The following is a 19,941-nucleotide window of genomic DNA, read 5'->3' on the forward strand; positions in this document are numbered from 1 at the left end:
AAACTAACCTTTAATCGCAACTTGACTGTTAATTTAAACTCTGCCCATTATACTGCATTAAGCAACTAATCGATCTACCGTGAAATAATAATATGTATCAAAAAATTAATAAGTTACCGATATTAGGGGCAGTGATATTTGCTGCTTTGAGCGCACCTGTTCATGCCAAAGTTGAAGACCTGTTTAAATCAACGTGTGCATCGTGCCATGGTGAAACGTTAACGGGTGGCATGGCAGGGTCACTGGTCGATAAAACTTGGCTTTCATCAGGTACAGATCAAGCGCTTACAGATGCAATCAAAAAGGGCATCGCCAGTGCTGGCATGCCGGCATTTGGCAGCGTGCTGACTGATGAAGAAGTACGCACACTGGTTGTTTATATCCGTGAAGCGGGTGCAAAAGCTGCGCAACAACAAACACCAGAATCAGAGTTTGGCAAAGCGTTTAAAACCAAATACCACTCTGTATCAACTCAAGAAGTGTTAACCACTGATGGCATTGTATGGGCTCTTGACTTCTTACCTGACAATAGCTTGCTCTACACACTTCGTGAGGGTGAGCTTTGGCATTTAGATATTAACGGTGTGAAAACGCAAATCAAAGGCATTCCAAAGGTTTGGCATAAACGGCAAGGAGGATTATTGGATGTCTATCCTGATCCAAATTACCAACAAAATGGTTGGATTTACCTGTCATTTAGTCAGCCGGCAGGAAAAAATGATGCAGGTGATGAAGTTGCGTTTACCAAAATAGTGCGTGGTAAAATAAAAGGCGGAAAGTGGCTAGAGCAACAAACTTTATTTGAAGCGGAACCTGAAAACCGACAAAACCGTGGTTGGCACTTTGGCTCACGTTTTGCAATTCAAGGCGACTACTTATTTTTTACCAATGGTGATGAAGGCCGTCAAAATGATGCGCAAGATATCACAACACAAAACGGTAAAATTCATCGAATTTATAAAGATGGGCGTATTCCAAAGGATAACCCTTTCTACAATGAGCCTGGAGCTCAAAAAACGATTTGGACCTACGGTAATCGTAATCCTCAGGGATTAACGCTACATCCTTCAACGGGTCAATTATGGTCGACCGAGCATGGTCCGCGTGGCGGCGATGAATTAAACCTGATTACAAAAGGCGTGAACTATGGTTGGCCAAAAGTCACTTTTGGCATGAATTATAATGGCACACCTATTACGGAGCACACCGAGCTACCGGGTATGCAATCACCTGTACATCACTGGACACCTTCAATCGCAGTTGCTGGCATGAATTTTTACACCGGGGAACAATTCAAAAAATGGCAAGGTGATTTATTCGTAGGCAGTTTAGCTAAGAAACAACTACATCGTTTACGTATCGAAAATAATAAGGTTGTGGAAGATGAAATAATCTTAAAGGGGTTAGGGCGGATCCGAGATGTTGTCACCGCACCAGATGGTAGTATTTATTTAACAATAAATGACCGCAATAAAAATCAAAGTAAGATTATTGCTATCACCAAGTAATTATTCATGAAAAAAGGCACACTATTTTGTGCCTTTTTATTTGAACAGCAGCGAATAAGCATCAAAACTTATATTGCATGTTTTAATTAAGAACCTGATACCAAAGTTGACGAGTTGCTTTTTAATCTCGGGTGGAGTTGTTCTAAATGAAGTGATAGTTTCGAATTAAGTTTTCCATAAATGAAACTGTCAGTATTTCACAATAGGTATTTAAAGTAATTGGACTATGGCATCTATTTTGATATGGCCTAAACATAATAATGATTGAACCTATCTATCAAGTGACACTTAAAAATAACGTAATCGTTGTTTCAATTTCCGGTGATTGGGACATTCAAGCAGATATTGGCTATTTAACTTTGCTGGATGAAACGATATCTCGTGCTCGCCATGCATCTTGGTCAATATATGCCGATTTACGGGGATGGCGGGTGTCTGACGAAGTGATAAACTACAAGCATAACAACACGATACAATTAATGCGTTCAAACCAATGCGCAGAATGTTGGCTGGTAGATAGTCATACACAAGGAAAGCATATTCAGCATCACGTTGAAAATGCAGGTATACCGTTTTATAAGACGACTTCTGAGTTAGCAGCGTTAAACTGGTTAAGAGATAAAGGTTTTAGTTTAGAATAAAGCCTGTCATGTTGTCTTTAGAATGGTAAAAAGGCGCTTTAACAGCGCCTTTATTAGAATTATCGAATTTCTTCCGCTTCTTTTTTAGCTAAATATTCATCGTAAGAACCTTGGAAGTCGATCACTTTGCCGTCTTTAATTTCCCAAATACGGGTTGCAAGAGACGAAACGAATTGACGATCGTGCGATACGAAAAACAAGGTGCCTTGGTATTGCTCAAGGGCAAGGTTTAAAGATTCAATCGATTCCATGTCCATGTGGTTTGTTGGTTCATCCATTAATAAGATGTTTGGCTTATGCATCATTAATTTGCCAAACAACATACGTCCTTGCTCACCACCTGAAATTACTTTAACTGACTTCTTAATGTCATTTTGTGAGAACAATAAGCGACCTAAATAACCACGGACTACTTGCTCATCGTCACCTTCTTGTTGCCATTGCTCCATCCATTGAAATAGATCCATTTCCGCGGCAAAGTCATCAGCGTGATCTTGAGCATAATAACCAATATTCGCATTTTCTGACCATTTAACTTCGCCGTCTTTTGCAGCTAAACGGTTTGCAAGCGTATGAAGAAGGGTTGTTTTACCTACACCATTCTCACCGATGATCGCCACTTTTTCACCCACTTCAACAAGCGCTGATAAATTGCTAAATAGGGTTTCATCGTAACCTTGAGCAAGGTTTTCAAGTTCAAGAGCATTTCTGAATAATTGCTTTGACTGTTCAAAACGAATAAAGGGGTTTTGACGGCTTGAAGCTTTCACTTCTTCTAGTTGAATTTTATCGATTTGTTTCGCGCGTGATGTTGCTTGCTTTGCTTTTGATGCATTGGCAGAGAAACGCGAGACAAATTGTTGAAGTTCGGCTATTTGCGCTTTCTTTTTGGCGTTGTCAGATAATAGACGTTCGCGAGCTTGAGTGGCCGCAAACATATATTCATCGTAGTTACCCGGATAAATGCGTAACTCACCGTAGTCAATATCGGCCATATGGGTACATACTGAGTTTAAAAAGTGGCGGTCGTGCGAAATAATGATCATGGTACAATCACGTTGATTCAAAACATCTTCTAACCACTTAATGGTGTAAATATCGAGGTTGTTTGTTGGTTCATCGAGTAACATGATATCAGGCTCGGCAAAGAGTACTTGTGCAAGTAGCACACGCAGTTTCCATCCTGGTGCAACTTCTGACATCAAACCATAGTGCTGCTCCGTTGGAATACCGACACCTAATAACAGTTCACCGGCTTTTGCTTCTGCTGAATAGCCATCCATTTCTGCGAACTGTGTTTCAAGTTCAGCAACCAACATGCCTTCTTCTTCACTCATCTCGGGTAGTGAATAGATACGATCACGTTCTTTTTTAATATTCCAAAGTTCTTTGTGACCCATAATAACAGTATCAACAACACTGAACTCTTCGTAGGCAAACTGGTCTTGATTTAGTTTAGCAATGCGTTCATTGGGATCATATGAAATATTACCTGCGCTTGGTTCAAGTTCACCACTTAAGATTTTCATGAATGTTGATTTACCACAGCCATTGGCACCAATCAGGCCGTAACGATTTCCATCGCCAAATTTAACCGAGATATTTTCAAAAAGTGGTTTTGCACCAAATTGCATGGTGATGTTGTTAGAACTAAGCATTGTTTTTTATAACCCAATAAAAATTTGCGGCAGTTTACCACCATCTACAAAGACAAAATAGCAATTGACGCGTTTGTTTTAAGAAAAATCCTTTTCAACTTATTTTAGCCGTTTTATGCCTTACTTAATATTTACCCTAACTAAAATAAAGCATAATTTATTTGGCCTCCTATTTGTTTTTCAGCGCTTTTTTAACACTCTCTAACGATAGTTTCAGATTTGGGTAGTGTGTTAATTGTGTTTTGCGGATGGTGGGCAATACAGCAAACTCGTGAAGTTCAGTTGTGACTAATTTCTGCGCTTCTAAAGAAAGTAGAAAATTAACAAATAATTGTGCATTTTGTTCGTTCGGTGCGTTTTTGCTAATCGCCGCAGCAGTTGCTGACACAGGTGTAACGCCAGATTGAGTTTGCAAAAAGTGCATTTCTAAATGGTTCGCTACAGCTCGGTCTAATGGGTTTTTGCTATTTACTAACATGGCGTAATAGTAATGATTCGCCAGTGCATAATTGCATTGCTGTCGGTATAAAAAACGAAGCTGATCGCGATCACCGCCAGAGGGGCGCCTTTTCAATAAACTTTGCGGGTTATCTAGCCAGTTTGTATCTTGTTTTGAACCAATCGCTTTAAGGGACTTTGCCATTTGCTGATTGTAACTATGCGTGAAATCGCGATTACAGAATTGGCCAGCTAAATCACTATTAGCTAATTGCGAATAATTCACTAAGGAGTGATGAGTGTCGGTTTTACGGGTAAATAACGCCCGAATTCGCAATGAGACTGCTACCCAATGCCTTTTGTCATCAATTAATGTTGGGTCAATTTCTGTGTTTGAAATAGCAAGTGGCTGCAAAAGATGTTTATACGATTGCAGTTGACTTAATTCGGACGTTAACAGCACATCAACAGGACTGTTGATCTGTTCATTTGCAAGCTTGCTCAATAAAGCATTTGGCTTGCCATAGACTAAATTAACTTTAACCGCATGCTCTATTTCAAACGATGTGATCAAAGGTGAAATAAGCTCAGCTTTTCTAAAAGAGTACACATTTACAACAGGTTTGGCTAAGACCTGACCACTTAACATTGAAATAATCAGGAAAAGGAAAATAATTCTTCTCATCAATCTAAATAGTAATTATTATCGTTCAATCTATTTTTCCTTAAGTTGTTATATAAGTCCATAGATGAAAACTGACTTTTTATTAGTTTTTAAACATAAATTGTATCTCGCTATCTTTTGTATTTATGTGTTTGTTTGCGTCATTCTGTGTATTTGGTTGTCCGAACAACTTCACCAAAAACAGCATGCACAATGGCAATTTCAATTAGCCAGCTACAGTAAATCAATTTCGAGTAAAGTGGATTATATTGAAAACTTAGTATCGGGCATCGCCAGTCTTTATTCGCAAAGTGAGCAGATTAATCATACTCAACTCAGGCCGCTTATTGATGACCAAATGAATGGTTTGCCATTTGAAACAAGCATTGATTTTTTTTATCGTATTTTATCAACCAATAAAGATTTTATTGCGCGTTATATGCAGCAAGTTGGGGTGTTTGATTTCACAATTATTGATAATGAAACACTGGATACCAATGACATAAACTATGTTTTATTAGCAAGTTACCCTGAATCTGATTTTGGTCACTTGGTAGGCAATACATTACGATTAGATAAACAAAACCAACAGGCATTTATTGTAAAAAAATGGAAAGAGTCCGATTTTTGGAGTGTAATTCTTAACTCATCTGATAGTAAAACAATTTCATTACGATTTAATTTTAATAGCTTTTTTGATTATATTCATGCTGTTGGTGATACGCAAAATCAGCATATCTTAATTAATTTAAATCAACAAAATCTTTATAATTCTGACTGGAAGAATGAGTTTAATCTTGCTCAACAAACACCGTTAGCGGTTAAAAAAATAAAGTTTTTCGATAAACAATTAGATGTTGCGTACTTTGATACATCCAATCATGGTGTAGGGGTTAATTTCAGTTACCAATCTATTAGCTTTTTTATATGCACCTTGGCAATCTTGTTTGGATTAGCATTATTGATGTACCTCACCACCATAAGGCACCAATACACTCAAGTTAATCGAATTGTTAAGGTAAGAACGCACTATTTAAACCGAGCAAAACAAGAATTGATTGATGCTTCTAAACTGAAGGTAGCAGCGCTTGAACATCAATTAAAAGCGGAACAAAAATATAAAACATTGTTTTTAAATAGCTCAGAAGGGTTATTTCGCTGTAACTGTAACGGCAATGTGCTTGATGCTAATCCGGCATTCTATGCGTTCGAAATCTTTGCTCCACAGCAAAATAATATTTGTACTTTGATGACTGACACTCAAAAAGTTCAGTTTTTGTCTTTGGCAAGGGAAGAATTTAAAGAAGAAGTCTTCGTTAAAAGTGTATCTGGAAAACTGTTTTGCTTATTAATGATAGGTCACTGGTTTAATCACCAAAGTGAAGCAATCTTTGAGGGGCGTTTGCTTAATATTACTAATAAAAAGCAACGAGAAGAAAAATTAAAATACCAAGCCGAGCACGATGCATTAACTGACTTATTAAACAGACAAACATTCTTAGAATGCTTATCGCAAGAATTGACTATACACCAAGGCGTGTATTATCTACTCTACTTTGACCTTGATCGATTCAAATTAGTTAATGATGGCTATGGCCATAAAATGGGTGATTTCTTGCTCAAATCATTAGCGCAATTATTGCGAACTCAGTTTAGTGTGTATGGCGAAGTCGCCAGATTAGGAGGAGATGAATTTGCCAGCTATATCTCTGGTAACAAACTGAGTATGCCAATTGACGATATGTTGGCACAGTTTTCTTCTGCCATTGATAAACTCAAAAGTGATAATATTGCCTTTCAGTGCATTACGGTTAGTATCGGTGTTCGAAAAATTGCCGCACCGTGCGAAGTCTGTCCTGAACAATTGCTGCATGAATCTGATATTGCTATGTATCGTGCTAAACAAAATGGGCGGGATCAATATTGCTTTTATAATGATGAACTTGCGTTTGCGACAAAGCGAAAGCGTCAAATTGAAACCTTTTGCAGTAACCAAGGCTATTTAAGTGCCGTTTCATTGGTGTATCAACCAATCTATTGTGTTCAATCAAAGGTTGTTTTGGGTTTCGAGGCATTGCTGCGTGTAGAAAGTGACTCATTAGGGAAAATATCGCCGCTAGAATTTGTCCCTGTGATTGAAGAAATGGGAAAAATTACTGAAGTAGGGCTCTATATTGCCAAATTAGCTGCGAAATTCTGCCATACAATAAATCAAAACGCCCAACAAACCCTGTTCGTAAATGTGAATGTGTCTCCAATACAATTAAAAAATAACCATTTAATAGATTGGTTAATAACACAGCAAGTGGTGGCTAAACATTTACTTAAAATAGAGATTACTGAGTCTGCAATGATGGAAAATCAAGCTGATATGGTGACACCGCTTAAGTCAATAGCTGATGCAGGGTACAGCGTTTTAATCGATGACTTTGGCACAGGTTATAGTTCATTGTCGCGGTTAAAAGCATTACCTATTAATGGTCTAAAAATAGATCGCGCATTTATTAACGATCTCACATCAGATGCAGGACTTCAGATAGTAAAAGCAATTTGTGCCATCGCAAAATCGCTTAACTTAAAAATTGTTGCTGAAGGCGTTGAAAACTTCTCACAAATGCGAAAAATGGAAGAACTTCTCGTTGATAACGTTCAAGGCTATTTGTTTAGTAAACCACTAAATGAGAAAGAGGTAATGGCGTTAGTTAAAAGGCACGCTTTGCGAAATACTGCTTAAAGTAATTAGAAATGCAATATTGCAGGAATTGGTAAAATATCGGATAGGCTAAAAGCTGAGCACTCACTATGGGGTATCTAATTGCTCAGCTTTAAATGTCAGCTCAAATTACAGACTAACTTGATATCAGGGAATCGTATTTTAAAAACGATTTGTACATGGAACATCAAAGCGATTAGTTACTACAGTCTTTAGTGTTTAACATTTTAGCTTGATTATAGGTTTCCCAAGCACCAATCGTGATAAAACAATAACAAAGTAATTCTAATCCTTCTTGGATAATTGTTTTAACCACAAAGGCATCTTGGCTAACAACATCACGCCAAAAGCTGCCTGTACCAAAAATACGACTGAAAATAATTAAAACAACTACGCCGACAATAACTTTACTCATAGCGGGTAATTTAAGTAGGTTGATAAATTCTTGTATAGCCTTTTTGCGCTTTCTAAAAAATAAAAACAGCACAGTGAGCGAAGATATTAAAGCGGGATATAACCAAAAGCCATGGCTTATTTTATCAAACCAAAAATCACATTCACGAATAAATAATGCAGTGAAAAAACCAAACACTAATAAACTACCAGAACCCACATTTCTCACTTTAATCGTTTTAAAAAATAAAATATTAATGCAGATAAGAGCAAGGCCTTGTAGTGTTTCCGTTATTGATAATTCAGGAATGCCTTGCAATAAATAATAATCTAAACGAACGCTAAGATTAACAATAAGGCACATTGAGACGACAACAAGAATATAAACTAAATTCCATTTTATAACAGATTTAGCAGCATGCTGAGACGAAAAAGTTGAGAGGGTATTCACAAAAAGCGTTCCTGCCATAAGTACATTTGGGCAGTGTAGGTTTCGAAATGTTAGAGGTAAATATTTCTTCTGTAATACTTCGTCTAAAAGTGTAAGTGACTGTAAGAAAAGGTTAAACGAACGTTAATAATGTAGCAAACAAAACCTGTTTACTACATTAATCTAACTTTAGCAGTGATTAAGCCAAAGTGCGGCTAAATAGTGATACCGCTTGTTGATACATTAGTAATGCTAAAGCAGGGTCATAGCGTTCACCCTCATCTCGCATAAATGCGTGTTGGGCATTGACTTCTTGCCATTGAAAATTGATACCACTTTGCTGACAAGCTTGATATATTTTTACTCTTCCTTCAACAGGCACGTGTGGGTCCTGTTTACCAAAAATGAAATGAATTTCACCTTTGATGTTATTGATGTTTTCTAGCGAATTATTGCCTTTATTTGCAGGCAGTGTATCGCTGTGAATATCAGTTGGATATAAGCAAAATGCGGAATTTATATTGGGGTTTAATGCTGCACGGTAAGCTAGGTGCCCACCAATGCAAACACCTATTGCCCCAACATTACCATTACAACCTTCGAGGTCTTTAGCAAATTTAATGAGGGCATCGGTATCACTATCATGGGCTTCAAGAGGTTTAGTCCACTTATCGTTATTGCCTTTCTCTTTACCTGCATCATCATAGCCAAGTACGGTACCAATTGGATTAAGCTCATGAAATACTTCAGGTACTAATACATGAAAACCATGGCCAGCTAATATTTTTGCAGAGCGTGCAATGGGCGCGGTTTGTTGAAAAATTTCTGAATAAAAAATTAAGCAAGGGTAATTGCCAGGTTCGATTGGAGAATAACGATAGGTACGCATAGTACCTGTTGCTGTTTCTAAATCATGTTGATGCTGTGAAATAATCATAAGGTTTACTAAAAAATGAAAAAATTGGGTAATTTTAAAATCTATAAAGGGGAATTGCATATGAAATATATTAATATCACGTAGCACGCATTAGCTTTATTGTAGCTAGCATGGTGAAATAATAATTACGATTTTAATCAATACAATCAACGAACAGGCTTTTCGAGTTCGCTAAAGCCATCATAAAGTGTATCGATTTTACTTTGCAGAAGCGTTTGAGCGTCATACAGACCCTGATTATAAAAAGATGCAGCAATTTCTTTTGCAATAAAATCCAGTAAAAAGTCAGCATCGAATTGGCCAAGTTCAATCTCTAGCTCATTTTCAAAATAGTTTTGCAGTTTTTCAATGCACAGCTGCTTATCGTGATCGTTTAGTTTGATTGTCATGTAATGTCGTTGGAAATAGATTCGTTGGCTCTATAGTAATACATTACATAAACTACTTTGCAATGTGGATTTTATTTTTTAACGAATAAACGTCGTATTTCATCGCAAAGTGATGTCTATCAAATTCATTTTAGTTAGAATTAATGAAAATAATTATCATTTAAGAAAGGTGCGCTAACTATGCACATTCAGGGTATTAAAAATACACTTTTATTTAGCCTATTGTTAGCTGTCTTTGCGGTTACAGCAAAAGACGTATCGGTTGATCTTGTTTACCCCAAGCAAAATCAAGAGAATGACCAGCTGATGCTATCAGGCACAATAAAATCAAAACAGCATGCTAATGTCTCGGTTTTAACGCCAGGTGTTATTGAAGCCATTGCCGTTGAAGCAGGGCAGTTTGTTAAACAAGGTGATGTTTTACTGACGTTGAATAATGTCATTGCAAACTCACAAGTAGCGCAAGCGGACGCCGCGTTAAATGCCAGTGATATCACATACCAAGAATCACATCGTCAATATCAAGAGGTAATTGCCCTGTCTGAAAATCAGGTTGTGGCAAAAACACTTATTGCTGAGCGAAAAGCCGCAATGGCAAAAGCGGCTGCTGATAAATCACAAGCAGGTGCAATTCTAGCCGAGAAATTGGAAACGCTTAACAGACATACCTTAACAGCGCCATTTTCAGGTGTGATAACTGAACGATTTGTGGAAGTTGGTGAATGGGTTACACCGCAAACGAGCGTACTTTCTTTGGTATCATCAAACCAATTACGCCTTGAATTAGCGGTTCCTCAGGAATATTTTCCTTATTTTAAATCGGAAAAACTCAAAGTGCGCATTACACCAGATATGCTCAATACTGTTCCTTTTGAGCAAACCATTTCACAGGTGATTAGCGCGAGTAATGAATTAACACGGACCTTTGATGTGTACATTGATATTGATGAAACACATCAGCTAATTTCAGGTACATCTGCACGGGCATCGATTGCTTTACCTCACACTAATCCACAAAAAATATGGTTACCGAGCTCAGCATTGAAACATCATCCGGATGGGGGGTACAGCGTGTTCTCTGTAACAAACAATGTTGCCAAGCGTCATATTGTAGATGTATTGGCGTTTCGAGGTGATGAAGTTGCCGTTTTCGGCGCACCAAAGCAGTTAGCGTATGTAATAAATGGTGTGCAAAATTTGAAAGACAATAACAGTGTTGTCGTGAATTCAGTTTCAGGAAGTGCGCAATGATCGCGGCAGCAGTTACAAGAGGGACATTAGTTACAGTAGCGGTGTTAATCACCAGTATTCTGGGGTTAGTTACCGCACTCAATATACCCGTGCAAATGATCCCCGATTTAGAAGTACGAACGATTACAGTGCAAACAGGTTGGCCGGGTGCGACCCCTCAAGATGTTGAAAAAGAGATAATCATTGAGCAAGAACGTTATTTAAGAGGGCTTGCGAATTTATCTCGGATGACATCCTACAGTGAAATGGGTTCAGCGAGTATTGAACTTGAGTTTCCATTTGGTGTGAATGCGAATGATGCACTAATACGCGTTAATAATGCGCTTAGCCAAGTGCCAGCGTACCCAGAAAATGTTGACCAACCACGTTTATTTTCCAGTTCTTTCTCGGGTAATGCATTTATGTACTTTACCCTTAAACCCGTCGCAGGTAATCCATTACAGTTAGATGTGGATTTACTGCGAGATTTTGCCGAAGATTACGTAAGACCACGTATGGAGAGTGTCGAAGGTGTATCAGAAGTGCGCGTTGGTGGCGGGGCACAACGACAAATTCAAATCAAAGTGGATGAGCACAAATTAGCGCAGCGGGGAATTAGTTTAGCACAATTAAGAAGTGCAATTCGAAGCAGAAACAAAGATACCTCAGCAGGTGATATTGAATCGGGCACAAGCCGTTATTTACTGAGAGTAACAGCGCGATTTGAAAACTTGGATGAATTAGAAAACTTAATTATTGCGCGCAAAAATAAGGCAACAATTTTACTAAAAGACGTTGCAACAGTCACACTCGATCATTTTGAAACCCGAGGTATGTCGTTTTCCGATGGTGAGCGCACATTAAGTTTATCAGTAAGGCGTGAAAGTGGCTCTAATGTACTGGCAATCAAAGATAACATGCTGCCGATTGTCGAAGAGTTAAACCAACAGTTACTCAGCCATAACGGGCTTGAACTTAAATTGATGAGTGATGACGTTAAATATGTGCGTAGTTCATTACAAAATGTGTGGGTGAATTTAGCATTGGGTGCATTACTGGCTACATTAGTGATGTATTTTTTCTTGCGCTCTGGCCGCGCAACACTGGTCGGTGTGATTGGTATACCACTTTGCACGATTGCAGCATTTTTCGCGCTCAGTTTATTTGGCAGAACCATCAACGTAATTTCATTAGCTGGTGTTGCATTTGCCATTGGTATGACAGTAGATAATACCATTGTAGTGTTAGAAGCAATTGTTCAAGCAAAAATGAAAGGGATAAGCAAACGCCAAGCTGCAATAAACGGTGTTAAAGAGGTGTGGCCAGCGGTACTTGCATCCACGGCAACCACAGTGATGGTGTTTGCACCAATTTTATTTGTCGAACAAGAAGCAGGGCAACTTTACTCTGATATCGCCATTGCTATTTCCGGGGCAATTATTGCATCAATGCTGGTAGCCATATTTATTGTGCCTACCGCAATTGCACACATAGACAAAAATAAGCATGAAAATAAGCAGCTGGTGCTATCAAAAAGCTGGTTGAAACCGGCATTTTGGTTAATTCAAACTACCAAGCGCGCGCGAATAAGCATTGTAATATTTGCAGTAGGTATATTAGGCAGTGCACTGGTCTTTATGCCAGCAGCGGAATATTTACCTGAGGGTGAAGAGCCGAAAGCATTCTCTATGATGATAGCGCCACCAAGCTATAACTTAAGTGAAATGCAGAAAATAGGCACCGAACTACGTGCATACTTTGATGGTTATATTAATGCCGATAACAGCGAGTTTCTTGCTGGAAACGATACAATGCCAGCTCTTGAATACTACTCAATGTCGGTCTCAGTGGGACGCATCTGGTTTTTAAGTGCACCTGTCGACCCTGCACATATTAATGCCATGATGGATGCAATTACAGATAAGTTTCGCTCATACCCTAAGATGCGTGCATTTAGCTCTCGTGGTTCGATTATTTCAAGTAACGATGGTGGTACTCGTGCTGTAGCGGTGGATATCGCTGGCAGTAATATTTTTGATTTATATGCTGCCGCAGAGGCTGTTTATGATGAAGCCAATCACGTTTTTGATAAACCTCAAATTAACTCTGATCCACGCTCATTAACCTTAGATCAACCTCTGGTAGAGATTAAACCGCGCTGGCAACGATTGGCAGAGCTCGGTATTAACAATAACGATTTTGGCTATACAATAGCGGCAATGAGTGATGGCGCCTACGTTGATGAGTTTATTCTCAATGACGATAAAATTGATATGTTTTTGTTCAGTGGTGCCGGTAATCGACAAAATATTGATCAACTTGCTAGCTCACCAATAGTAACACCTGATGGGGCAATTTTACCGTTAAATGCGTTAGCTGATTTAAAAAAGTCTAATAATAGCAACTCGATTAGGCGTGTTGATGGCAATCGCACAGTAACTGTCTACATCATCCCTCCGCGCGAGGTGGCGCTTGAAACTGCAGAGCAATTAGTCCGTACTGAGTTACTGCCTACGCTTTGGCAACAAGGTAAAATTGCGCAAGGCATCAAAATCAATATTAGTGGTGCAGCTGATCAGTTAGAGGCAACAAAAGAAGCCCTTTCAAGTAACTTTATTATCGCCTTGGTATTAAGTTATTTATTGTTGGTCGCTATTTTTACACACTGGCGTTACCCGATGTTCATTTTAGCCACTGTACCCTTAGGAATGGCGGGAGGGCTTTTAGGGCTTGTGCTGGTAAATGGTATTAACAGTGGTCTGGCTTCAATAGGTTTCAGTGCTTACCATCAGCCATTCGATATGATAACCATGTTAGGATTTTTAATATTACTTGGCACAGTGGTAAATAATCCCATTCTCATTGTAGATCAAACACGGCGATACATTGTCGATAAAGGGCTAAGTGTAAAAGTGTCGGTTGAAAAAGCACTTGAAAAACGGTTAATGCCAATACTAATGTCAACAGCTACTACCCTGTTTGGTCTAGCCCCATTAGTTTTAATCCCAGGTGAAGGTACTGAGCTTTATCGCGGTGTTGGTGTTATTGTAATGAGTGGTATCTTGGTATCGACCTTACTGACCATTACCTTTTTACCTGCATTGTTGGTCGCCGTAGTAAAAGAAAAATCAGTTAAGTAGTAATGAAGAAGGGCTCATTTTTATGAGCCTTTTTCTTTTAGATATTGTATTCGGTGGCTAAATATTTGGTTTGTTTAGGTTAACAGGGTAAAGTCTTATTACTGATTACTTATCAATTCATTTCATGTCATTAGAGCGTTATATTCCATTTCGAAAATCCGACATAGTCACAATGTGTCAAAGCTTATTTTCACAGCAAGAACAGAGCTCTTTCAGGGAGTTTAGCGACTTATTCGCGAGTATTATTCACTTTGAATATCACAAGCAACTTGACGATTTAAAGGATAATTACGCCCCTTTTGACCCAAATGCTGATACCTATTTAATTAAACACTTAACGGAAGAAGATAAACTAATTTGTCAAAAGCGTTTTGCAACAGCTTTTGCAAACGTTTTGAATGCCGCAAATTATGAAGTTATTACGGATCAAGATCTCAAAGATGCATTAAATGAAGAGTCTTTATTTAAAGTACGTTTAGCGGTGTCATTTGATGATTTTGCTGAGGTCGTTTTTTATCGACGAGGCATGTCAATCAAAGAAGAAATTTTGCGAACTTGGTGGGGGCTTAAAAAGCAAACGATTAGCTTTACAAATTACGATAGGGTAGCGGTGTTTATCCGGTTTAAAGATGAAGCATATTTCAAGAATTGTAACAAAAAACCGCTTGGTTTTGAGCCAGGTTCGACCATTATTAAATTATTTCAAAACGTACCTAAAGCGGATTTAGAAATGTTATTTCCGAATAGTGAAGTAAGAATGCGCCCAATTGATAAATTCATTATCAGTGCCTCAGCTGCTATTGGTGGTGCAGTGGTATTAGTCACTAAGTTAGGTGCTTCTATTGTATTGTTGATCGCTTTGCTTTCTTTTTGGCTTGGGTTACGTGATGAAAATGTCGAATTTACACAACAACATATGTTGAGTCTCGGCATAGGGTTAGGTGTATTTGGTAGTTTTATTTTTAAAGAGTGGAGTAAGTTTAAGAATAGAAAAATCAAATTTATGAAAGCACTATCAGATAACCTTTATTTTAAAAACTTGGATAACAATGCCGGCGTATTTCACACACTCATCGATGCTGCCGAAGAAGAAGATTGTAAAGAAGCGATTATTGCGTACACGTTTTTGTTGAAGCAAAAACAACCTGTCTCGGCAACAGAGCTCGATTTTGCCATTGAGCAATGGTTCGAGAACAGTTACCACTGCAAACTCGATTTCGAAATATCAGATGCATTAGAAAAGCTTGTACGCTTTGATTTAGCAAAGGTAGAACATGGCAAGTATCAAGCTGTAACGTTAAACCAAGCCAAACAAACACTTGATGCACGCTGGGATAATTTTTATCAATACTAGGTGTATTTCTGAACAATTTAATCAGAATTCATTGATATGTCGATTTAATGAAAAATTGGAGTAACTATATGATCGCACACTTAAAGTCATTACTCAGAAAGTTTGATGAAAAAAACACCGAAACAGATTCAATCGATTTCAAAACGGGTTTAGCAGCCTTACTTGTTGAAGTGATGCGAGCGGATGGTCACACTGACAAGCAAGAACTAGACAGTATTGAACAAACATTAATTACCTACTGTGATTTAGATATCACAGCAACCTCTCAATTATTAGATAAAGCGAAACAACTCGTTGAACAAGCGATTGATCTCTATTCTTTTGTAAACGTAGTGAATGCTAATACCAATGATGTGGAACGGATTGAAATAATCGAATTCCTTTGGCAAGTGGCCTACGCTGACGGTAGTTTGGACGGTCAGGAGGATCATATTATCCGAAAAATATCGGGCCTTATGTATGTTACCCATGCAGACTTTATTCAAGCGAAAATAAATGTTCAAGAGAGTCGAATACAATAAATTGACTTTGAGGCGATATTTGCTTAGTACCTTTAATGTGTATTTATGCATCCAATTACTGCTTAATATGGTTACGGCAAATGAACCTATATTTACAAAAAAAGAAGAGGTGACTTTTAGCAATTTATCAACCTTGTCTTTATCACAGCAAAAGACAATCAAACAGTGGATAAATTCAGGCATCAATGCAAGTCAAACTACGTTAGGGTTACCATTCCAAGAAGGGTATCATTTTGATTTAAAACCGCGCTATTTTGCCTCAGAGCCAGTACCATGGGCACGTGTTATTCGCGGAGATATCGATAGTATTGAACTCCACTTTTTTCGCTATGCATCTTTTGCACAATTAAAAAAGGATTGGACACTCTATCACGAACTATCGCATCTTTATCACCCACTATTTGAGTATTCAGATTTTTGGCTTGCTGAAGGATTGGCAACATACTTACAGCAGTTAATTATGTTTCAAAATAGAGTGATTACCCGTGAAGAATTTTATCAGCGAATATCGGCAGGTTTATCGCGCGGCAAACGTAATACTCAGGAAAAAACAGGCAAACTTAATTCTGTAAGTGAAAATATGTGGCAAATAGATGCCTTTCAGCGCGTTTATTGGACTGGGGTCGCTTATTTTATTGAGGTAGAAAACGCCTTGAAAAAACAAAATAAGCCAAACTTAATATCTTTAATTAAGCGTTACCAAGTGTGTTGTCGCCAGAGTCACAAAAATACAGAGACTGGCATCAATTTCGTGAAAGATTTGGATCGACTATCACGCTCAGCAATTTTCTCTTCGCATTACTTTCGTTATCGAAATCGTACAGACTTCCCCGCTATTTCGAGTGCGCAAATCAGGCAACTAATACAACCCAAAACATTGGAAAAGTAGAAAATGCTGAGTCTGGTTTTAAGTTCATTTTGGGTTAATTTTTTACCCGTTATTGTGTTGTTAACACCACCAGCGGGTACTAAATATGAGTTTACAACTAAGCCAAGAAGAATTAACGATGTTATTAAGTGATGCAAAAATTGTTGAGTTTCCGCTCATCGATAAATCGTTTAATGAGGGGAATGTAGATTATGCGTTTGAGAGTATTGTTTCGCGTTACGAGATGCTTAAGGAAAATACAAAAGCGGCGATGTTAAGCAGTATGAAAAAAGGTGATGAAGCCGCGTTAGAACAACAGCTAAATCACCTTTTTCAACTCAATAATGAAATGTTAAGTGAAATAAAAGAAACGTTTTATTTCGCTAATACCTCAGATGATTGAGAGATCATTTGATAGTCAGATTGGTGCACACTTGACAGTAAATGCCATTCGCTGTGAGCTTTTTCAGCGGTAAATGTCACTGTCATAAAGCCTCGTTGGTGAATGTTGGCATAGTCAAGATCATCGATTAACAGCTTAAGTGCTTCAGCAAATTGCAATGCCATAGGCTCTGGTAGCTGTAAATAGTACTCCAAACCCGGTGAACTCACTGAGCTTGCAGCAAACTCATAACCGCATACATTCCCTTTGCCATCTTTAAGCTGGCCACCCCATGCATTGTGCGTATCACCAGCAAGGGTAATAAGGTTTTTACCTAAACTGTGAGCCGTTTGTAAAATCAGTTCACGTTCAACTGGGTAGCCATCCCACGCATCTAAGTTGTAAGGAGCAACTGTCATAACGCGGGCTTTTTCAAGTTCTGTTACAGTTGGATCACCGGCAAGCAATCTACCTTTAATTTGCGCGAGTTCAGTTAGGGTTTGTGCAGTTTGTGTGCTTGGATTTGCTAATTCAGCTAGTAATTCAGCTGGAATATGCATGCGATTCATAAGTACTTGTTGCCCAAGGACTTGCCATTTTGCATTTGAATTCACCATGCCATCTTGTAACCAAATAAGTTGATCTGTGCCGATTAATTTTTGGCTTGGTTCGATTAAGTCGAGAATAAAACGGTTGCTGTCAATTTGGCCTGAAACAGGGTCAATATAATTTGCGTAATCAAGCGGTTTAGCACGGTATTCGTGACGGGTATCAAGCATGTAAAGTGATACCAGATCACCAAATTCAAACTGACGATATAAACTTTCAGTTTGGCCTTTTACGTAAGGACGGATTGGCATCCATTCAAAATAAGCTTGCAGTGCAGCCAGTTTACGTTCTGTGAAATCGCCTTCACCTTCATTGTGGTTCTCTGCGCCTGTTTTAAAGGTATCATTAGCTACTTCATGATCATCCCATACAGCGATAAATGGGCTGTTAGCATGTAATTGTTGTAATGAAGCGTCACTGCGATATAGTGCATAGCGTTTACGATAATCTTCAAGGCTCAAGATTTCTTCTGCGTTATCCGCAGCGAGTTCTCGACCTAATGCCGCAGCGTTCTCAGTCGCATATCCGTCTGCACCATATTCATAAATGTAATCACCTAAATGAAGCACGGCATCAATATCAGTCATTTTGGCAGCTTCGGCATATGCATGGAAATACCCGGCAGGGAAATTAGCGCATGACATAACGGCAAATTTAACACTGCTGACATCGCCTTCTGGTAGTGTTTTAAACTGACCCACAGGTGACGTTTCATCTTCAGTAACAAAGCGGTAATAGTATTTACTGCCCGCATTTAAGCCCGTGAAGTCAATTTTTACTGTGTAATCATTTGATGCTAATGCGACAACGGTTTGTTGAACACGATTAGATTCAAAGCTTTCATCGTCAGCAATTTGTAATGTTAAGTTAACTCCTTGAGGCGAACCTGCTGGTGTTACACGTGTCCAAAGAATGATCGCATCACTTAATGGATCGCCACTAGCGACACCGTGATTGAAGCTAACTGCAAATTCGTTTTCTGCAAGTTTATTATCATCACTATTACAGCCGGTTAATGACATACCAATTGTTGCTGCACCAAGACCATATAGTGATGCTTTTAAGAAGTTTCTGCGTGAGAAATTATGACTCATGAGGGTGACCTTTCGTTTTTTCTTATTATCATACCTACCATATATGACAGAATTGGGTCTGGTCAAACCTCTGTCCTGTTATGTGTTAATGAATGTAACAGTTTAATAGATAAAGCTAATTTAAAACAAAGGATGGTAAACGATTGACCATATAAAAGTATTTAGAGTGAGTAGGGCTAAACTAGCGTTTTAAAAATCAAAACGCTAGTTTTTGATTGTCAAACTGAGTGATTACAAAATAGTAATCACTTTTTCTTTTGCTAAACGTGATTTTGGCAGTGATGCATTGTAGTCTTCACTTGCTTCATGATAACCAATTGCTAATGCCACTTCACAAATGTAGCCATTTAATTCATCGGCAAATAACTCACTGATTAAATCTTTATCTACCCCTTCCATAGGTGTTGAATCGATGCCAAGACGCGCGACTGTATGCATCGCATTGCCAAGCGCAATGTAAGTTTGTGCTTTAGTCCAGTGCGCATTATTACCATCGTCATTGGTGTTTAAATCGACAAAAGCAAATGCGCCAAAGGCTTGATCTTTGTTTTCAGGCTTTGTTCGACCATTTTCAATATCAGTATCAATTACTTTTTCATAATCAGTGCGAGCATACTTAGGGTTGTATGCAAATAATAGAGTATGTGATGCCGTTTTGATGTGAGGTTGATTAAACTGAAACTTATTGGCAAATGTATTATGCATACGTTCTTTCGCTGCATCAGATTCAATGACAATAATCTTCCAAGGCTGTGAATTAATCGATGATGGTGAAAGACGAATTGCTTCTAGGATCACATCAAGGTCTGCTTGTGAAACTTTTTTGTTTGCATCATATCGTTTACTTGTATATCGACGCGTTAAATCAGAAATAATTGGGTGTGTCATTAAATGCTCCTAACAAGATGACGCTGTAAATTTAAAAACAGTTTAACGCTTGATTATTTCATTGAAAACACGGTAATGTTTGAA

Annotated in this window: 16 protein-coding genes; 9 read left to right on the plus strand and 7 right to left on the minus strand. The window is 38.3% G+C overall.

What is annotated here, in order from left to right:
• Positions 1–92 precede the first annotated feature (92 nt).
• Together OM33_RS18080 and OM33_RS18085 are read left to right on the plus strand one after the other, a co-directional pair.
• Positions 93–1,508 carry a PQQ-dependent sugar dehydrogenase gene (locus tag OM33_RS18080; protein WP_040135679.1) on the plus strand — a complete coding sequence of 472 codons (1,416 nt, stop codon included), beginning with the start codon at positions 93–95 and terminating at the stop codon, positions 1,506–1,508.
• 260 nt (positions 1,509–1,768) lie between these two features.
• A complete protein-coding gene (locus OM33_RS18085) occupies positions 1,769–2,149 on the plus strand; it encodes a hypothetical protein (RefSeq protein ID WP_040135680.1) in 381 nt (126 codons plus the stop codon).
• A 59-nt stretch (positions 2,150–2,208) separates the two neighbouring features.
• On the opposite strand, the gene OM33_RS18090 is transcribed toward OM33_RS18085, so the two are convergent.
• Positions 2,209–3,807 (minus strand): ABC-F family ATPase, encoded by a 1,599-nt coding sequence (locus OM33_RS18090; protein ID WP_040135682.1) that lies wholly within the window; start codon positions 3,805–3,807, stop codon positions 2,209–2,211.
• A gap of 169 nt (positions 3,808–3,976) precedes the next feature.
• Positions 3,977–4,894, minus strand: coding sequence for a substrate-binding domain-containing protein (locus OM33_RS18095; protein ID WP_052141156.1), 918 nt, complete (start codon positions 4,892–4,894; stop codon positions 3,977–3,979).
• A 100-nt stretch (positions 4,895–4,994) separates the two neighbouring features.
• Between OM33_RS18095 and OM33_RS18100 the strand changes: the two genes are divergently transcribed.
• Positions 4,995–7,643, plus strand: a complete 2,649-nt coding sequence (locus OM33_RS18100; protein ID WP_040135686.1) for a sensor domain-containing protein — start codon at positions 4,995–4,997, stop codon at positions 7,641–7,643.
• A gap of 175 nt (positions 7,644–7,818) precedes the next feature.
• Here OM33_RS18100 and OM33_RS18105 read toward each other — a convergent pair whose 3' ends face one another.
• The 3 genes from OM33_RS18105 to OM33_RS18115 form a co-directional block, all read right to left on the minus strand.
• Positions 7,819–8,466 (minus strand): hypothetical protein, encoded by a 648-nt coding sequence (locus tag OM33_RS18105; protein WP_199922629.1) that lies wholly within the window; start codon positions 8,464–8,466, stop codon positions 7,819–7,821.
• Positions 8,467–8,644: 178 nt separating this feature from the next.
• Entirely contained in the window at positions 8,645–9,382 is a 738-nt protein-coding gene (locus OM33_RS18110; RefSeq protein ID WP_040136961.1) for a dienelactone hydrolase family protein, read from the minus strand.
• 146 nt (positions 9,383–9,528) lie between these two features.
• Entirely contained in the window at positions 9,529–9,771 is a 243-nt protein-coding gene (locus tag OM33_RS18115) for a DUF2164 domain-containing protein (RefSeq protein WP_040135687.1), read from the minus strand.
• 180 nt (positions 9,772–9,951) lie between these two features.
• On the opposite strand from OM33_RS18115, the gene OM33_RS18120 reads away from it, so the two are divergent.
• From OM33_RS18120 to OM33_RS18145, 6 genes are all read left to right on the plus strand, one after another.
• On the plus strand, positions 9,952–11,022 hold the full coding sequence (locus OM33_RS18120; protein ID WP_040135688.1) for an efflux RND transporter periplasmic adaptor subunit: 1,071 nt from the start codon (positions 9,952–9,954) through the stop codon (positions 11,020–11,022).
• Positions 11,019–14,141 (plus strand): efflux RND transporter permease subunit, encoded by a 3,123-nt coding sequence (locus OM33_RS18125; protein WP_040135690.1) that lies wholly within the window; start codon positions 11,019–11,021, stop codon positions 14,139–14,141. The genes OM33_RS18120 and OM33_RS18125 overlap by 4 nt, the downstream gene beginning before the upstream one ends.
• A 124-nt stretch (positions 14,142–14,265) precedes the next feature.
• On the plus strand, positions 14,266–15,495 hold the full coding sequence (locus tag OM33_RS18130) for a TMEM143 family protein (protein ID WP_040135692.1): 1,230 nt from the start codon (positions 14,266–14,268) through the stop codon (positions 15,493–15,495).
• 68 nt (positions 15,496–15,563) lie between these two features.
• Entirely contained in the window at positions 15,564–16,016 is a 453-nt protein-coding gene (locus tag OM33_RS18135) for a tellurite resistance TerB family protein (protein WP_040135694.1), read from the plus strand.
• 19 nt (positions 16,017–16,035) lie between these two features.
• Positions 16,036–16,905, plus strand: coding sequence for a M61 family metallopeptidase (locus tag OM33_RS18140; protein ID WP_234402782.1), 870 nt, complete (start codon positions 16,036–16,038; stop codon positions 16,903–16,905).
• A gap of 85 nt (positions 16,906–16,990) precedes the next feature.
• Positions 16,991–17,287 (plus strand): hypothetical protein, encoded by a 297-nt coding sequence (locus OM33_RS18145; protein WP_040135696.1) that lies wholly within the window; start codon positions 16,991–16,993, stop codon positions 17,285–17,287.
• Here OM33_RS18145 and OM33_RS18150 read toward each other — a convergent pair.
• Both OM33_RS18150 and OM33_RS18155 read right to left on the minus strand, forming a co-directional pair.
• Entirely contained in the window at positions 17,260–18,969 is a 1,710-nt protein-coding gene (locus tag OM33_RS18150) for an alkaline phosphatase D family protein (RefSeq protein WP_040135697.1), read from the minus strand. The two genes, OM33_RS18145 and OM33_RS18150, sit on opposite strands and share 28 nt — an antisense overlap.
• Before the next feature lie 231 nt (positions 18,970–19,200).
• On the minus strand, positions 19,201–19,857 hold the full coding sequence (locus OM33_RS18155; RefSeq protein WP_040135699.1) for a nitroreductase family protein: 657 nt from the start codon (positions 19,855–19,857) through the stop codon (positions 19,201–19,203).
• Between the last annotated feature and the right edge of the window lie 84 nt (positions 19,858–19,941).

The organism is Pseudoalteromonas piratica, assembly GCF_000788395.1.
GTDB classification, from domain to species: Bacteria; Pseudomonadota; Gammaproteobacteria; order Enterobacterales; family Alteromonadaceae; genus Pseudoalteromonas; species Pseudoalteromonas piratica.

Excerpts from the sequence above, each read along its gene's own strand:
- OM33_RS18085 (WP_040135680.1), top strand. The coding sequence starts at position 1,769 with ATGATTGAACCTATCTATCAAGTGACACTTAAAAATAACGTAATCGTT.
- OM33_RS18155 (WP_040135699.1), bottom strand. The coding sequence starts at position 19,857 with ATGACACACCCAATTATTTCTGATTTAACGCGTCGATATACAAGTAAA.
- OM33_RS18090 (WP_040135682.1), bottom strand. The coding sequence starts at position 3,807 with ATGCTTAGTTCTAACAACATCACCATGCAATTTGGTGCAAAACCACTT.
- OM33_RS18145 (WP_040135696.1), top strand. The coding sequence starts at position 16,991 with ATGAGTTTACAACTAAGCCAAGAAGAATTAACGATGTTATTAAGTGAT.
- OM33_RS18110 (WP_040136961.1), bottom strand. The coding sequence starts at position 9,382 with ATGATTATTTCACAGCATCAACATGATTTAGAAACAGCAACAGGTACT.
- OM33_RS18130 (WP_040135692.1), top strand. The coding sequence starts at position 14,266 with ATGTCATTAGAGCGTTATATTCCATTTCGAAAATCCGACATAGTCACA.
- OM33_RS18120 (WP_040135688.1), top strand. The coding sequence starts at position 9,952 with ATGCACATTCAGGGTATTAAAAATACACTTTTATTTAGCCTATTGTTA.
- OM33_RS18125 (WP_040135690.1), top strand. The coding sequence starts at position 11,019 with ATGATCGCGGCAGCAGTTACAAGAGGGACATTAGTTACAGTAGCGGTG.
- OM33_RS18080 (WP_040135679.1), top strand. The coding sequence starts at position 93 with ATGTATCAAAAAATTAATAAGTTACCGATATTAGGGGCAGTGATATTT.
- OM33_RS18100 (WP_040135686.1), top strand. The coding sequence starts at position 4,995 with ATGAAAACTGACTTTTTATTAGTTTTTAAACATAAATTGTATCTCGCT.
- OM33_RS18095 (WP_052141156.1), bottom strand. The coding sequence starts at position 4,894 with ATGTTAAGTGGTCAGGTCTTAGCCAAACCTGTTGTAAATGTGTACTCT.
- OM33_RS18115 (WP_040135687.1), bottom strand. The coding sequence starts at position 9,771 with ATGACAATCAAACTAAACGATCACGATAAGCAGCTGTGCATTGAAAAA.
- OM33_RS18135 (WP_040135694.1), top strand. The coding sequence starts at position 15,564 with ATGATCGCACACTTAAAGTCATTACTCAGAAAGTTTGATGAAAAAAAC.
- OM33_RS18150 (WP_040135697.1), bottom strand. The coding sequence starts at position 18,969 with ATGAGTCATAATTTCTCACGCAGAAACTTCTTAAAAGCATCACTATAT.